Source organism: Pedobacter glucosidilyticus DSM 23534, from assembly GCF_000425145.1.
Classification (GTDB): domain Bacteria; phylum Bacteroidota; class Bacteroidia; order Sphingobacteriales; family Sphingobacteriaceae; genus Pseudopedobacter; species Pseudopedobacter glucosidilyticus.
Genome location: NZ_KE384311.1, coordinates 203,788 through 220,845 on the forward strand (window position 1 = coordinate 203,788; position 17,058 = coordinate 220,845).

At 34.2% G+C, this 17,058-nt stretch carries 13 protein-coding genes; 9 read left to right on the forward strand and 4 right to left on the reverse strand.

Features of this window, described 5'->3' with window-relative positions:
* The first annotated feature begins 15 nt into the window (after positions 1-15).
* Genes H510_RS0113905 through H510_RS0113925 form a run of 5 tightly spaced genes read left to right on the forward strand, consistent with a single transcriptional unit; the run spans position 16 to position 5,234 of the window.
* Positions 16-990 (forward strand): polyprenyl synthetase family protein, encoded by a 975-nt coding sequence (locus H510_RS0113905; RefSeq protein WP_026904877.1) that lies wholly within the window; start codon positions 16-18, stop codon positions 988-990.
* Positions 991-996: 6 nt separating this feature from the next.
* Complete coding sequence (gene gloA2 / locus H510_RS0113910) at positions 997-1,389, forward strand: SMU1112c/YaeR family gloxylase I-like metalloprotein (RefSeq protein WP_245584838.1); 393 nt, start codon at positions 997-999, stop codon at positions 1,387-1,389.
* A 54-nt stretch (positions 1,390-1,443) separates the two neighbouring features.
* The gene (gene abc-f / locus H510_RS0113915) at positions 1,444-3,363 is read left to right on the forward strand and encodes a ribosomal protection-like ABC-F family protein (RefSeq protein WP_026904879.1); all 1,920 of its coding nucleotides are present in this window, start codon (positions 1,444-1,446) and stop codon (positions 3,361-3,363) included.
* 21 nt (positions 3,364-3,384) lie between these two features.
* The gene (locus tag H510_RS0113920) at positions 3,385-4,707 is read left to right on the forward strand and encodes a type IX secretion system plug protein (RefSeq protein WP_026904880.1); all 1,323 of its coding nucleotides are present in this window, start codon (positions 3,385-3,387) and stop codon (positions 4,705-4,707) included.
* Positions 4,708-4,712: 5 nt separating this feature from the next.
* Positions 4,713-5,234, forward strand: coding sequence for an acyl-CoA thioesterase (locus tag H510_RS0113925; protein ID WP_026904881.1), 522 nt, complete (start codon positions 4,713-4,715; stop codon positions 5,232-5,234).
* A 179-nt stretch (positions 5,235-5,413) separates the two neighbouring features.
* Here H510_RS0113925 and H510_RS0113930 read toward each other — a convergent pair whose 3' ends face one another.
* Together H510_RS0113930 and H510_RS0113935 are read right to left on the reverse strand one after the other, a co-directional pair.
* The gene (locus H510_RS0113930) at positions 5,414-6,139 is read right to left on the reverse strand and encodes a hypothetical protein (protein WP_026904882.1); all 726 of its coding nucleotides are present in this window, start codon (positions 6,137-6,139) and stop codon (positions 5,414-5,416) included.
* A 167-nt stretch (positions 6,140-6,306) separates the two neighbouring features.
* Positions 6,307-6,762, reverse strand: a complete 456-nt coding sequence (locus tag H510_RS0113935; protein ID WP_026904883.1) for a hypothetical protein — start codon at positions 6,760-6,762, stop codon at positions 6,307-6,309.
* 62 nt (positions 6,763-6,824) lie between these two features.
* Here H510_RS0113935 and smc point away from each other — a divergent pair, with 62 nt between their 5' ends.
* The 4 genes from smc to H510_RS0113960 all read left to right on the forward strand — a co-directional run bounded on the left by smc (position 6,825) and on the right by H510_RS0113960 (position 15,076).
* A complete protein-coding gene (gene smc / locus H510_RS0113940; RefSeq protein WP_026904884.1) occupies positions 6,825-10,361 on the forward strand; it encodes a chromosome segregation protein SMC in 3,537 nt (1,178 codons plus the stop codon).
* A 3-nt stretch (positions 10,362-10,364) separates the two neighbouring features.
* On the forward strand, positions 10,365-11,246 hold the full coding sequence (locus H510_RS0113945) for a glycoside hydrolase family 25 protein (RefSeq protein WP_026904885.1): 882 nt from the start codon (positions 10,365-10,367) through the stop codon (positions 11,244-11,246).
* 1,296 nt (positions 11,247-12,542) lie between these two features.
* Positions 12,543-14,549: a thioredoxin domain-containing protein gene (locus H510_RS0113955; protein WP_026904887.1), complete on the forward strand. Its 2,007-nt coding sequence runs from the start codon at positions 12,543-12,545 to the stop codon at positions 14,547-14,549.
* A 32-nt stretch (positions 14,550-14,581) separates the two neighbouring features.
* The gene (locus H510_RS0113960; protein ID WP_026904888.1) at positions 14,582-15,076 is read left to right on the forward strand and encodes an FKBP-type peptidyl-prolyl cis-trans isomerase; all 495 of its coding nucleotides are present in this window, start codon (positions 14,582-14,584) and stop codon (positions 15,074-15,076) included.
* 173 nt (positions 15,077-15,249) lie between these two features.
* On the opposite strand, the gene H510_RS19650 is transcribed toward H510_RS0113960, so the two are convergent.
* Both H510_RS19650 and H510_RS18970 read right to left on the reverse strand, forming a co-directional pair.
* Positions 15,250-16,701 (reverse strand): sensor histidine kinase, encoded by a 1,452-nt coding sequence (locus H510_RS19650; protein WP_051291237.1) that lies wholly within the window; start codon positions 16,699-16,701, stop codon positions 15,250-15,252.
* The gene (locus tag H510_RS18970) at positions 16,688-17,056 is read right to left on the reverse strand and encodes a response regulator (protein WP_051291239.1); all 369 of its coding nucleotides are present in this window, start codon (positions 17,054-17,056) and stop codon (positions 16,688-16,690) included. The genes H510_RS19650 and H510_RS18970 overlap by 14 nt, the downstream gene beginning before the upstream one ends.
* Between the last annotated feature and the right edge of the window lie 2 nt (positions 17,057-17,058).

Sequence of the window (17,058 nt, forward strand, 5' to 3'; positions counted from 1 at the left end):
ATCTTTTACAGTTAAATGTACAGCATTTCTAATCTTCAACAATTAATCACCAGAGCTATAGCTCAACAAAAATATCCTGTAAACCCATCAGAACTGTATGAGCCTATCAGCTATCTCATGAATTTAGGTGGTAAAAGGTTAAGACCTGCTTTGTTGTTAATGGCTACAGACTTATTCAAAGGCGATGTTGAAAAGGCCATTAAACCAGCTTTAGCGATTGAGGTTTTCCATAATTTCACCTTAATGCATGATGATATCATGGATAAAGCACCTTTGAGAAGAGGAAATCCTACGGTACATGCTAAGTGGAATGAGGCTGTGGCTATTCTTTCTGGAGATGTGATGCTGGTAGAAGCTTATAAACTCATCATGCAGGTTAAACCGGCTATCCTACCAGATATTTTAAAGATATTTAATGATACTGCCGTTGGTGTTTGTGAAGGTCAGCAAATTGATATGAACTTTGAAAACTATCAGGAAGTAAAAGTTGATGAATACATCAATATGATAAGACTTAAGACAGCTGTTTTATTGGGTGGAGCATTAAAAATTGGGGCTTTAATTGGCGAAGCCACAGAAAATGATGCTGAGTTACTGTATGATTTTGGCGAAAAACTAGGAATTGCTTTTCAGCTTCAAGATGATATTTTAGATGTTTATGGCGACCCAGAGAAATTTGGAAAACAAGTAGGCGGAGATATCATTTCTAATAAAAAAACCTTTTTACTGATAAGAGCTTTAGAGCTTGCGCAAGGAGCACAAAAAGAAGAGCTTCAAAACTGGTTAAATAAAACAAACTTTAATACTCAAGAGAAAGTAGCGGCTGTTACCGCTATTTATAACAGCTTAAACATTCAAGAAATTGCTAAAAAAGAAATGGAGAGCTATGCCGCGAAAGGTTTAGCATCTTTAAATAAAATAGCTGTTGATGAAGAAAGGAAATCTGTTTTAAGAGAGTTTGCAGATATGCTGATGTTGAGAGATAATTAAAGTTCGATGATGTTAGCACTTAAAAAGATACATCATATTGCCATTATTTGTAGTGATTATGCTGTCTCAAAGCATTTTTACACTCAAACATTAGGACTTCAAATTATAAGAGAAGTATACCGCGAGGCTAGAGATTCTTATAAATTAGACCTAGCCTTAGGCGATGATTATTGTATAGAACTATTTTCTTTTCCAAAGCCTCTTACTCGGCCATCATTCCCAGAAGCTTGTGGACTAAGATATTTGGCTTTCGCTGTTGATAATTTAGATAGCGTTAAGATAACTTTAGAACATCAAAACATTAAGGTAGAGGATATTAGGACAGATGAGTTTACAGGTAAAAGATTCACATTTATTGCTGATCCTGATGGATTGCCTATAGAATTTTACGAGTGTTAGTGTAACAGAAATCTGAAATAAAAGCTATCTAAAAATGCGTACCTTTGCGCCCAAATGATTGCGATAAATAATTTAACTTTCCGTATAGGTTCAAGAGCTTTATATGAAGAAGCTAACTGGCATATCAAACCAGGAGAAAAAATAGGTTTAATTGGTGCTAATGGAACCGGAAAATCTACACTTTTAAAGATTATCGTTGGCGAGTACTCTCCTTCGGAAGGTACCGTTTCTATGTCAAAAGACATTAAAATAGGTTACCTTAATCAAGATTTACTTTCTTACGATTCTCATCATACCATTTTACATGTGGCTATGGAAGCTTTTGAGCGCCAAAACCAGCTGCATGATGAAATAGAAGTGTTACTTAAAAAAATTGAGACTGATTATTCTGATGAACTCATCAATAAATTAAGTGATAAACAACAAGAGTTTGAAGCTTTAGACGGTTATAATATCGAGTATAGAGCCAATGAGATTTTAGCTGGTTTAGGTTTCAGCACAGAAGATCAGCATAGGCCGCTTAATACCTTTTCTGGAGGTTGGCGTATGCGTGTCATGCTGGCAAAAATACTGCTACAAAATCCTGATATTTTGCTATTAGATGAGCCTACCAACCACATGGATTTACCTTCTATAAAATGGTTAGAGACTTATTTAAATGGTTTTGAAGGGGCTATTGTGATTGTATCTCACGATAGGTATTTCTTAGATAGAATTGTAAATCGTATTGTAGAATCCCGTAAAGGAAAATTAACTATTTATTCTGGTAATTATTCGTTTTATTTAGAAGAAAAAGCGCTTAGAGCAGAAATTCAGAAAGGCGAATTTAAAAACCAACAAGCCAAAATTAAGCAAGAAGAGCGTTTGATAGAGCGTTTTAAGGCTAAAGCATCTAAAGCAAAAATGGCGCAATCCAGAATGAAAGCTTTAGATAAAATGGAGCGTGTTGAAGATGTTGATGATGATAATCCAACGGTAAATTTCAGGTTTAAATTCTCTAAACCTTCTGGCAGACATGTCATCAAAATAGAAAATGCTACTAAAAGTTATCCAACGATAGATATTTTAGACAATGCCGAAGCACTTATAGAAAAAGGTGATAAAATAGCTTTGATTGGAGCTAATGGTAAAGGTAAGTCTACCCTATTAAGGATGATTGCAGGTACAGAAGCTTTTAGCGGGAAATGTGAAACTGGGCATAATGTAACTACAACTTTCTTTGCACAGCACCAATTAGAATCTTTACATTTAGATAATGCTATTTTAGAAGAGCTACAGGCTTTTGCTCCTAAACATTCTGATACCGAGTTACGCTCTATTTTAGGATGTTTTTTGTTTACAGGTGATGATGTATTTAAGAAAATTAGGGTATTATCTGGAGGCGAAAAATCCAGGGTTGCCTTGGCTAAATCCTTAACTACGGACTCCAATTTCTTGATTCTGGATGAGCCTACCAACCACCTAGATATACAATCGGTAAACATCTTAATACAAGCCTTACAGCAATATGAAGGTACTTTTATAGCCGTTTCTCACGATAGGTATTTCTTAGACAATGTGGCTAATAAAATTTGGTTTATTGAGGATAAACAAATTAAAGAATATCCGGGTACTTATGCCGAGTATGAAGAATGGCAAGCCAGAAGAGCAAAAGAGATTGTTCCGGGTGGAGGCATCAAACATGCTAAAGTAGAAAAGGCCAAGAAAGAAGAAGCTAAGCCACAAGTTTCTGATGATAAAGCTAAACAACTGAAAAAGCTAAATCAGCAATTGCAAAAGCTTGAAGATGATGTAGCAGCACAAGATAAATTGGTAAAAGAAGCTGAAGCTGAAATTGCCAAAGAAGAAGTTTATAGTAATCCTCAAAAATTAAAAGAGGTTAACGAGCGTTATCATCAATTAAAAGAACAGTTAGGTGCTTTACAATTACATTGGGAGCAACTGGCTGATGAGATTTTAATTTTAGAAGGCTAAATATTAAATAAACTTAATGGTATGAGAAAGAGTTTGATATATCTGTTTTTAACGCTATTAAGTTTATCTTCTTTTGCGCAAAAGAAACCTAAAAAAGTTAGGGCTTTTGTTGCTCCTACGCCAGAATCTGCCACGGTTTATGATAATAAAAATTATATCCCTGAGATTAAAAGTGTAGAGTTTTTTAATGCCGAGAAAGACCAAAGCTTTCCGGTATTAAATTTAGGTAGCAGTCAGCAAATTATTTTAAAGTTTGATGATTTACGTGGTGGAAGTAGAAATTTGTTTTACACCTTAGAACATTGCGATGCTGATTGGAAACCTTCGTCCTTATCTCCTATTGAGTACTTACAAAGCTTTACCGAAGAGCGTATTAATAACTTTAGATATTCCTTTGGTACTTTTATTAGCTATACGCATTACGAGTTAAGCTTGCCCAATAGCAGTATCATCCCTAAAATATCTGGTAATTACTTACTTAAAGTTTATGAAGATGGCGACCAGCGTAAAATACTCATCAGCAGAAGGTTATATATTATACAAGCAAAGGTTAATGTACAAGCAGAAATTACACAATCTGCAATTGTAGCTAAAAGAGATGAGCGTCAGAAAATTAATATCAATGTTGCGCATCCGGGTTTGGCTATTCAAAATCCTTATCAGGAAATAAGAATCGTTACCTTAAAAAATAACCGAACAGATTTAATCAAAACCATCAATAAACCTCTTTTTGTAAGAAACAACTTATTGGTTTATGCAGATAATTTAACCAATGATTTTGATGGCGCTAATGAATTTAGAAGGTTTGATACCAGAAGTTTAAGGTTTAAATCAGAACGAGTGGGGCAAATCGTATTGGATAGTTTATACAGAATTTTATTATTTCCTGATGCTGTTTTAAATACGCCAAACTATTCCTATCAGTTTGATGAAAATGGCAAGTTTTATATTATCAATCAGGATGGTAATAGTGATGACTATGCTGGTGATTATGCAGCCATAACTTTTACCTTAAACGCCGAAGAGCCAGATGCAAACGGGCATGCTTACATCATTGGGCAGTTTAATGCTTACCAAAAAAATGCAGATAGCAGATTGATTTATAATCCTGAAAGCAAACAATTTTCAAAAACGATGCTTTTAAAACAAGGTGTTTATGATTATAAATACACTTGGGCTACAGAAGACGTTAAAATTATCAATGATAACGCTTTTGATGGTTCTTTTTTTGAAACCGAGAATGATTACCAAATATTGGTTTATTATAGAGCCCCAGCTTCCAGATTTGAAGAATTAATAGCCTTTAGAGAATTAAACAGCAGACAATTACCCAGAACAAACTAAAATATATGAGCGGCAAGAAAGCAAAAGATTCATTAATTACCATGAACGAGTTGGTATTACCCAATGACACCAATACCCTAAACAATTTAATGGGTGGTCGTTTATTACATTGGATGGATATAGCGGCTGCAATTTCTGCACAAAGACATAGCAACCACATTGTGGTAACCGCATCTGTAGATAATGTTTCTTTTAAGCAGCCTATAAAATTGGGCGATGTGGTAACGATAAATGCCAAAGTTACAAGGGCTTTCCATACTTCTGTTGAAGTTAGGTTAGATGTTTGGGCAGAAAACATTCCGTCAGGAACACGTATCAAATCTAATGAAGCGTATTATACTTTCGTAGCTTTAAATGATGAAGGTAAAACAGTTCCTGTTCCAGAGTTAATTCCAGAATCTGATGAAGAAAAAGCACTTTATGATGGCGCTTTAAGACGCAGACAGTTACGACTTATCTTATCAGGAAAAATGAATCCTGATGATGCTACAGAACTAAAAGCTTTGTTTAATGCAGCGAAGCAGTGAGGAGAGTGAGAAGTTGAAAGTTTTAAGTGAAAAGTTAAAACAATTCATCATTCAAAAATCAACTAGTTAATAAGTCCTCCCCCAGCTTTGTGTTCTTTGCAAGCTTAGTAGGTATTAAACAAACAATATAATCGTTGCACTAATATTAAATAAGTGTAAGCTAGATTATATAAATAACACTAATTACAAGATTTATATTCATCTAATACTTTTTTAACACACCTACAATCATATAAATCGTATATATCTCCTCCTTTCATTTTTGCAAGCTTACTAACTTTTGGCCATACTCTTTTACAAAAGAATACGCTGTTTTTGCATATAATGGAATTAAGATCATGATAATAATATCCATCACCTTCTCTCTCCTCATTTTGCACTAATCCTCGGTATATTACAGCATACATATTGGTATATTTTACACAAAAATCAAGCTTATAAACAAAATTATCCTCACTATCATAACAAGATAAAATAACTAGTCTTTCAAAATTATTGATTTTATTTACAAGTTCTGATTTGTAAAAGCAAGAATCATAAATTGCAAATTCTGCCGGCGATTCAGGTATTGCATTTAAAATAAGCTTATAATCGATTTTCGAATTTACAATCTGTTGATTAACAATTTCAAATTTATAAGAATCCAAACTTGATTTTAATCCTTTTGCTGTATCCAAAATTTCCAATATCGAATATAAATTTTTCTTATAACCCTCTCTTATATGATAGAAGGAATCTTTTCCTATAATTTTAATCACATAAGCACTATCATAGACAAATTCTTCATCTGCTACTAAAGTGCTTATAGTATCTTTTACCTCAACTTTATCTATATTCTTTCTGTTAGGATTTCCACAAGAAATAAATAAAATGAATAATAAGGTTTTTAAAAGAAAATTCTTCATTTTTTATTCTATTATATTAGATAAAACCTTAAAATAAACCATTAAATTAGATAGATGTAATCCTTCAATCAATTAAAAAACAACTTACTTCTTCGTTCTTCATCGAAATAACGACCCTAACAAACTAACTAACTAACACCTAACAAACTAACCAACCATCTAACCACCTAATACGGTCTTTTCAATATCGCTTCGTTAATAACGGCTTGTCTTAAATCAAAGTCGTAGCTTTCTTGTTCTTCTTGTTTAGGCAGGCTGATACCATGCTTGTGTTTTTCGTGTATAGCTCTGCCTTTCATAACTTCTGCACTAGGAATTTCTGGATTATAATAGTCTTTAGGTTTCTGATTTGGAGTTTTTAATCGCTCATAAACCATACGTTCATACTGTTCTTTTTCGTATTTTTCTGGCTTAGAAAGTTTATAATCAGGTTTAAGCTCGGTAGCCTCAGTACGCTCTTCTATCATAGGTTGGGTTTGTACCTCATCTTTAACCGTAATTTCTGGCTGTTCTGGGATGCTTAAATTACGTTTTCTAGCCTTCTCTTGCTCTTTTTGGAAGTTTTGGTAAGCTTTAAAGAGAAAAAGTGCGATAGGTGCTAAAATGTATATGAGGTTTTCCATACTGCAAATTAAGAAATTAATTAGTTTTGAGGAATTAAAAGATACACTGTTTTTATTAATGCATGCAGTTAAACAAATTAGAAATTAAGGGTTTCAAGAGTTTTGGAGATAAGATTACCATCAACTTTAATGAAGGCGTAACCGCTATTGTAGGGCCAAATGGTTGTGGTAAATCTAACGTGGTAGATGCTATCAGATGGGTTTTGGGCGAGCAAAGTACCAGAATGCTGCGATCAGAGAAAATGGAAAACATCATCTTCAACGGCACAAAATCCAGAAAACCAGCCAACCTAGCTGAAGTATCTTTAACTTTTGACAATACCAAAAACATCCTGCCGACAGACTTTTCGCAGGTAACCATAACCCGTAAACTTTATCGTACGGGCGAATCAGAATATCGTTTAAACGATGTACAATGTAGGCTAAAAGATATTACCGATTTATTTTTAGATACTGGTATCGGGCCAGACTCCTACTCTATCATCGAGTTAAAAATGATAGATGAAATCATTACCAACAAAGAAAACTCAAGAAGAGCTTTATTTGAAGAAGCATCAGGAATATCCAAATATAAACTCCGCAAAAAGCAAACTTTTAATAAGTTAAAAGATACTGAAGCAGATTTAAGTCGGGTTGAAGATTTACTTTTCGAGATTGAAAGAAACCTTAAAACCTTAGAAAATCAGGCTAAAAAAGCAGAACGTTATTATCGTTTAAAAGAACAATATCATGCTTTAAGCATTGTATTGGCATCTTTCAGGATTATTGGTTTTAGAGATTCGTTAGCACAATTAGATGAACGTGAAAAAGAGCAATTAGAAGTTAAACAAGGTATCAATACTTTAGCTGATCAGTTGGATGCAGACATCCAAAAACATAAATTTAACAACCTTACAAAAGAGAAAAACTTATCTGTTCAGCAAAAAGCTACTAACGAGTTTGTAAGTAAAATTAGAGCATACGAAAGCGAGAAAAAGATTAAAAACGAACAGCTTAAGTTTTTACAAGACAAAGAGAGTAAACTTAATGATGATTTAGAGAAAGATAAAACACAACTGAATCACATTTTTTATAATATCAAACGCTTAAACGAGGAAAGATTACAGGAAGAGCAAAATCTGCAAAGCATCAGCACAAAATTAGAGGCTTTAAAAGCCGAGGTAGAGGAATTACGTATACAGCAGCAATCATCTAAACAAGGGCTAGACCAAATGCAAAACCAATCTAATGCTTTGCAAAATCAGGTTTACCAGGTAGAGAAAGATATTGAGATTTTAAACATCCAAAAGGAAGCTTTAGACCAAGAAACACGTAGAAATATAGCCGATACCGACTCTAGAAAAATTGAATTATCTAATTTTAATAAGGCTATAGCCGATATTTCTGAAAGTTTAGAGAGTAAGAAACATCAGCTAGAACATTTACAAGAGCTAGAAGAAGAATTAAAGGAAAATTTAGCTTCTACAGAGGCTATTTTAGCCGATAATAAAGAACAATTTAACAGCATCAGCAGAAAGCTGGATGCCAAACAAAATGAATATAACCTTACCAAAAGTATGGTTGACAATTTGGAAGGCTTTCCAGAATCTATTCGCTTTTTAAGAAAGAATACCCAATGGACAAAAAAGGCTCCGCTACTTTCTGATATTCTTTTTTGTAATGAGGAGTATCGTGTAGCCATAGAAAATTTTCTAGAGCCTTTGATGAACCATTATGTAGTAGAGCAATATAGCGATGCAATTGAGGCTATACAGCTTTTAAGTAATTCTTCAAGAGGAAAAGCTAACTTCTTTATATTAAATAATTTAGAAGATAAAGAAGTGCAAGAATTAGTAGCTCCAGAAGGTGGTATACCCGTATTATCTGTTACAGAAACAGATAAGAAATACAAAAAGCTATTCAACCATTTGCTAAGTCATGTCTTTTTAGTTGATGATAGCCGAGAGCAAGATTTAAACGCTGAACTTTTAAATTCTCCTATGGTATTGATAGGAAAATCAGGAAAGTTTAATAAGAGTAAATACACCCTTTCAGGTGGTTCTGTTGGTTTATTTGAAGGTAAAAGAATTGGTAGGGCTAAAAATCTTGAAAACCTCAATAAAGAAATTAAAGAGGCAGAAGTACAGCTTAAAAAACTTAAAGACCATATAGAAGAAGGCGCTTTAAAAGTACAAACACTTAAAGCTGCTACTAAAATACAGGAGATTAATACCTTATCAGCTCAGATTAATCTTCTACAAAACGAGTTGATATCGGTGCAAACCAAACAAGAACAATATCAATCCTTTATAGAAAACAGTCAGAACAGAAAACAAGATATAGAGCAAAAACTGCAATATATTGCCTCAGAATTATTAGAAAAACAGCCTTTAATTGCCGAGTTGATAGCTCAAAAGCAAATCATAAACGAGCAATTGATAGCACAACAATTGGCTTTTAACGAGCTTAGCGAGGTTTTAACCATGCGTTCTTCTGCTTTCAATGCTGAAAACATCAAATTTCACCAGCAGCAAAATAAAGTTAGCAGTTTAGATAAAGATTTAGAGTATAGAGAATCGCAACAAGAAAATCTGGAAAACAGAATCAATAAACACAGTGCCGAGCTAGAAGAAACCAAGCTTACCATTAAAGATACTTTGCAGTTTGTAGACCATGATGATGAAGACCTTATTGCCATGTACAACCAAAAAGAAGAAATGGAAAAAGCGCTTCAAGAAGCAGAAAAAGACTATTATGCGGTACGTGGTTTGGTTAACGATTTAGAAAATCAGCTATCAGAAATTAGAAGAAAAAAAGAAAATATAGATGTTTTACTAACGGAGATTAAAGACCAGAAAAACAACCTCAAACTAGAATTAAATGCTTTAAAAGAGCGTTTATCGGTAGAGTTTAATATAGAAATTGAAGATTTATTAGATACCGAAATCCCTGAAGGAGCCGAAGAACAAGATACCAAAGAAAAGGTAGATAAAATCAAAAAACAATTGGATGAATTTGGCGCTATCAACCCCATGGCTATGGAAGCCTATAAAGAAATGGAAGAGCGTTATACTTTTATTCAGGCTCAGAAAAAAGACTTATCTGAAGCAAAAGCTTCTCTTTTACAAACTATAAAAGAGATTGACGATACAGCGAAAGAGAAATTCATGGTAGCTTTTACTCATGTAAGAGAAAACTTTATGCGTGTTTTCCGCTCTTTATTTAATGAAGAAGACAACTGCGATTTAATTCTTACCAACCCGGATATGCCTTTAGATTCTGATATTGATATTATTGCTAGGCCAAAAGGTAAAAGACCATTGTCTATCAATCAATTATCAGGAGGTGAGAAAACCTTAACCGCTACGGCTTTATTGTTTTCGCTTTACTTATTAAAACCTGCACCATTCTGTATTTTTGACGAGGTTGATGCCCCGCTAGATGATACTAATATTGATAAATTCAATAATATCATACGTAAGTTTTCTAACGAATCTCAGTTTATTGTAGTTTCTCATAACAAGCGTACCATTGCCAGTACAGATATTATTTATGGCGTTACCATGGTAGAACAAGGCGTTTCTAGAGTTGTAGCAGTTGATTTAAGAGAAGTAGCCTAATTTATGCCACCAGCAAGAAAAACAACAAGCCGTACAACTACTAAAAAGCCAGTTACCAGAAAGAAAAGAAGCACCAAAAAGACTTTTGCTCAAAAGCATAAACTTAAGTTTATCATTACTTTGGTTGTTCTTTTATTGTTTTCCCCTTTATATTATGGCAAACTTTTTAGAACAGCTGTTTCTACAGGTAGATGGGTTAAAGACTTATTTATTTTTGATGAATATCCTCATCATGATGAGTTTGGTATCCGTATTCCGCGTAAGTACCATGTTCATGGTATAGATGTTTCTTCCTATCAGGGTAAGATTAATTGGGAAAAAGTGGTGGCAATGGAATCATACAGCGTAAAGCTATCCTTTGCGTTTATCAAAGCTACAGAGGGTGTTACCTTGGTAGATAGTTATTTCCAAAGAAATTGGCGAGAAAGTAAAGAAGCAGGTATCATTAGAGGAGCTTATCATTATTTTAAACCTAAAAAATCTGGTAAGTGGCAAGCCAAATTCTTTTTGCAAACTGTTAATTTAGAAGCCGGCGACCTCCCCCCTGTTATTGATATTGAAGAAACCGGAGGATTAAGCAAACTAGAACTTCAACTAAATTTACAAGAGTTTCTTAATGAAATTGAAGCCAAAAGCAAAACTAAACCTATCATTTATACGGGTTATAAATTCTTTGAAGACAATTTAAAAGATAAGTTTAGCGATTATACCATTTGGATAGCTCATTACTATCAGCCTAAGCTAAAATTACCAGAAACAGCTTGGCATTTTTGGCAACATGCCGATAATGCCCATATAGATGGTATTAAAGGTAAAGTTGATATGAATGTTTTTAATGGCGATGAGGTAGATTTAAGTGCTTTATTGATTCAGAAAAGCTATTAAAATATAGATGTTGGGGATATTCATCTTGCGCTCGTTTGCAACGAGTGCTTAATTGGTTTTTCGATTATATCGATGACCTATGAGGGCAGAGAGACTTGCGGGCAACAGCTAATTAGTTCACAATCTCTAAAAACACTAAACATCCGTCTCTATCGCCGGCTAGGCTCGTTCCTTTTGCGGGACCAAAAGGAACCAAAAGTCCTGATCAATCCCACAGGAGCCTTTGTCGCACTAGGCTTTCCCACAATTCAAAAACAGGGAGCGCTTATTTTTGCTCGGTTGTGGTTTTTGATAGCTTCTGCAAACTCTGACTCAAAACCGCATTCGCTATAGGCTTGGTTGTGCTAACTTTTTGTTTCTGCTTCTGTTTTTGAATTTTTTCCGGCTCTGGAGGATTGCTCATGTGCTTCGGTAAGGTCTGTTTTTTTATGAATGTTTGTCCCTTTCTGGAAGTAGAAAGTATAAACACCCTAAAGAGCAGATATTTAGGAACTTCCAATAATATTAAACAAACCTTTCCGAAGAACGAAAGACGGCCTATGAAGATTTGGAAGTGGAGGCAAATAAATCTTTTGTATAAACTTTCATAACATAACTATCGGAAAACAATCCGACGGGTGTTTTAGAAGCTTTCAATATGCAAACCCCTTCACACCACTCAGGATTGTGGATAAAGATTTATTTAGACGAAACGACAAATATTCATCAGCCTTGAATTTTTGGCAACTTTTTTTTCAAGAAAAAAGTGGCTAGGGTTGGCCACCTATGAGGCCGGAAAGACTTGTGCGGATGCCATTACAGCAAAGGAAAAGCTACTATCCAGCTAGGGTAAGAAAGCCTTGAGCGCATTAGCTAATTAGTTGTAAATACTTTCAACAAAGCACAAACTTTACCACGACTCCCGTTTGCGGATAAAAGATTTATGGAGGATTTACAACAAATATTCATCAGCCTTGATTTATTCATTTTTTGTTTATGGTTTTCTAAGGCATTCATGAACTCGTTCCTCGTTTTTTGTTCACTTTTTTATCAAGAAAAAAGTGAATAGGGTTGGCCGCCTATGAGGCCGGAAAGACTTGTGCGGATTCCATTACAGGAAAGGAAAAAGCTACTATCCAGCTAGGCTTAGGAAGCCTTGAGCGCAATAGCCAATTAGTTCACAATCTCTAAAAAATAATCATCATCCATGTATTGTAATTTTTAAAATATTTCTCCTCTTATTATTCGTTTAAATATTATTTTACAAAGTATTAAAACATGGTTTCATTTTTGATTCGATTTCAATAAAACAGTACGATGCCAAACAGACTTATACATTCCTCATCACCTTATTTATTACAACACGCCAATAACCCTGTAGACTGGTATCCTTGGGGAGAAGAAGCTTTAACAAAAGCCAAAGTAGAAAACAAGCTACTTTTGGTAAGTATTGGCTACTCTGCTTGCCATTGGTGCCATGTTATGGAGCATGAAAGCTTTGAAGATGAAGAAGTCGCAAAGCTGATGAACCGTTTTTTTGTGTGTATTAAGATAGACCGAGAAGAAAGGCCAGATATAGACCAAATTTACATGAATGCCGTACAATTGATGACTGGCAGAGGCGGTTGGCCATTAAATTGTTTTTGCTTGCCAGACCAACGTCCTATCTATGGCGGCACATATTTCCCTAAAAAAGATTGGAAAAATTTATTAACCAATTTAGCCCATTTCTGGGATACTAAACCAGATGAAGCCATTGAATATGCGGTAAGGTTAACAGAAGGCATCCAACAAGCAGACAAATTGGCTATTGTTAAAGAACATCAACCCTATAGCTTAAAAAATATAGAAGATGCTTTAACACCTTGGAAAAAACTTTTTGATTTCTCTGAAGGCGGACACAACAGAGCACCAAAATTCCCAATGCCTAATAACTGGGCCTTCTTGATGAAAGTTGCCCATTTACTTAAAGACGAAGCTGCTCATGTTATTGTGAGGTTAACATTAGATAAAATGGCAGCAGGTGGTATTTATGATCATCTGGGCGGTGGTTTTGCTCGCTACTCGGTAGATGGAAAATGGCATATCCCCCATTTTGAAAAAATGCTTTATGATAACGGACAGTTGTTAAGTTTATATGCCGATGCTTATAAATGGTGTAAAGAAGAACGCTATAAAGAAGTAGTTTATGAAACCGTAGCATGGTTAAAAAGAGAGATGACATCGCCAGAAGGAGGCTTTTACTCGGCCTTAGATGCCGATAGTGAAGGTGTTGAAGGTAAATTTTACACTTGGCATAAAACAGAAATTGATGAGCTTTTAGGTGCCGATGCCGAATTATTTAACGCCTACTTTGAAATTACGGAAGAAGGAAACTGGGAAGAAGAAGAAATCAATAACCCTTGGATAAGGAAAGAAAAAGAAGATGTAGCCAAGCATTTTGGTTTAGCCATAGATGATTTTAATAGCAAGATAAAACAGGCAAAAGCTATTTTGTTTCAGCAACGTTCTACCAGAGTAAGACCTGGTTTAGATGATAAGATTTTAACCTCATGGAATGCCTTAACCATTAAAGGCTTATGTGATGCTTACAAAGCTTTCGCTGATGAAGAATTTAAAAGTTTAGCTTTAAATAATGCTCAGTTCATCATCAAAAACTTATATAAAGAAAACGGAGGCTTATATAGGACTTATAAAGATGGTAAAGCCAGTATCAATGCTTTTTTAGATGATTATGCACTATTAGCCGAAGCCTTCATAAGCGTGTACGAAATTACCTTTGATGAAAACTGGTTACTAGAGTCCAAGAAACTTTGTGATTTTGTAACCGCCCATTTCCATGATGAAGAATCAGGATTATTCTTTTATACTTCTGATGAGGATGAAGCTTTAATAGCAAGAAAGTATGAAGTGATGGATAATGTAATACCGGCTTCAAACTCGGTTTTAGCCTGGAATTTTAAGAAACTTGCTATTTTTTACGATTGCCAAAATTACCAGCATATCTATCAGCACATGCTAAAAACAGTAGAGCCTCACATAAAATCTTATGCTTCTGCTTATTCTAATTGGGCATCTTTATTGTTAAACGAGATTCAAGGAAGCTTCGAAATAGCAATTACTGGTTCAGATTTCGAAGAAAAAAGAAAAGAATTAGAAAAATATTACATTCCTAATAAGATTATTTTAGGAGGCGAAAAAGGAAACTTACCTTTGCTACAAGACAAGTTTATTGGTGACACCAGAATTTTTGTTTGTGAAAACAAAACCTGCCAATTACCCCTAAGCGAGGTTGAAGAAGCAATTAAACAAATATATAAATAGAAATGCTTTGATCATTTCAAAAACACAACAGCATGAAAATTGAAAACAATCACGTAGTATCATTAACCTATGATTTATACGTAACAGAAGAAGGCGAAAAAAAACACGTAGAAAGCGCAACTACAGAAAGACCATTGGTTTTTTTATATGGCGCTGGTATGATGCTTCCAAAATTTGAAGAACACTTAAGTGGCTTAGCCATTGGCGATAATTATGCATTTTCTTTAGATGCTGTTGATGCTTACGGAGAATATGACGAAGCAGCAGTTGCTAATTTACCTAAAGATATGTTTACACAAGCTGGTTTGCCAGAAGTAGGTACAGTTTTACCTTTACAGGATAATAATGGCAACCAATTTCAAGGCAGAGTAGTATCTGTAGTTGAGGATGCTGTATTGGTTGATTTAAACCACCCTATGGCTGGTCACGAGTTACATTTTAACGGAACTATCCAAGATGTAAGACCTGCAACACAAGAAGAAATAGACCATGGTCATGTACATGGCGAGGGTGGTCATCACCACTAACAAAATATCATCTTATTGTCTGCCGTATGGGTAGAGAATAAGATGATTATCATTCTTTAAAAGTATCAATGATAATTTTTGAGGAGTAAATTATCCTTATGATGGAGAAATTGACTGTCATCCAAGAGCAGAGCCAGAGCCCAAGTACACGTTTCTACTCCTTCTATTTAAATTTATTTAATAAAGGGTAAACTAAACCAAAATTCAGAGCCTCGACCAACATCGCTATCAACACCTATTTTACCTCCATGTTTTAAAACTATTTCTGCTGCAATATATAAGCCTAAACCTAAGCCCATAAAAGTATTTTTAGGTAAAGTATCTACACGGTAAAAGCGGTCGAAAATTGCTTGTTGCTTATCTTTAGCTATACCAATACCAAAATCCCGAACACAAACTTTCACTTCATCTAGTTGCTTTAACATCCGGATATGAACTTCGTATTTACCAGGCGAGTATTTAATGGCATTGGTTAAAAAGTTAATGATAACCTGTGCTATACGGTCTTTATCTCCTTCTATTAAAATAGTCTCATTAGCAAGATTATAAACAAATTGATATTGTGGGTTTGCTGCTTTTATACCTTCTATGCAATCTTTCACACAAGCTGTTAAATTAAATAAGGAAAAGTGGTAGTTTAATTCTCCAGCTTTAATATGAGTAGATTCTAGCATATCAGTAATTAAACCCAAAAGTCTGTTTAGCTGACTATCCATTTTAGCTAGCATTTGTAGAAAATCAATATATGTACTTTTATCTATACTCATTTTCTGTGTTAGTAACTGTAAGTAACCTTTCAATACTGTAACAGGAGATTTTAACTCATGTGTAGCCATGTGTATAAAATCTTCTTGCTGTTTTTCTTTTTCTAACCTATCTGTAACATTACTAAAATGTAGAACCAATGCTTTTATGTTAGCCTCTTGTAAAAGGTTAGAAATACTTAATTCGGCCCAAACTTGCGTATTATCAATAGTGACAAACCTAAACTGTTTCTTTTTGAAATTACCTTTGTGTGCTATAAGTTTCATCAGAAATAAGGTAAAGTCATTAACCTCTTGTTGGTGAAGTAGTGTAGCTAAAGATTTACCTTTAAGCTCTTGCTCTTGATAACCTAGAAATGTAGTTACAGACGGGCTGCTGTAAAGAATGATGCCATCTCTATCTAACATCAAGAAACCTTCTTCTATCTGTTCTACCATACTCCTATATTTTTCTTTACTTAACAACAATTTGCTGTAAATCATTTGAATATACCTTACTAGAGCACTGATGAGCAGACCATTTAGTAAAAAGATAACAGCTTGAAAAGCAATAATTTCAAAATGGTCTTTTAGTAAATACGAGTTAGAAAACAATAAATAAACAACTATACTAAAAGTAATGAGGGTCGCAAAAAAAGCAGATTTACAACCTCCATAAGATGCGCTAATTAAAATAACTGAGATAAACATTAAATATGGAACTGCAAAAAAATAATGGTTAAAAAAGCTGATCTTAAACCACATAGCTAGTATTGATAAAAGTAAAGGAACCAAAAGCATTTTGAAATTACTCTTATTCGTCATTCTTTCTGTATTCCAAATATGGCTATACCATATTTTATGCAAATTAAACTTGGTCATAGCTAGTAAGATTTTTCACATGTTTAAATAGAGTAACCAGATCGAAAGGTTTAGACAGGAATATATCATATCCATAATTACCTAAAGAATAAATTAATCTATCAAAAGCAGATATAAGTATTACCGGTATAAAAGCTGATGTTGGATTTTTCTTAATAACCGAGCAAATTTCACCGCCGTTAAGTCCATTGATAAGAAAATCAAGAATGATGAGCTGAGGTTGATGTTCTTTAATAAGAGTGAAGATGTCATCTGTGAAAGGAGTAGCTATAACTTCAAAACCTTGGTCTTGAAGATAAGATTTTAAAATATCAAGAAAATCTTGATCATCATCTAAGATTAATACTTTAGGCATAA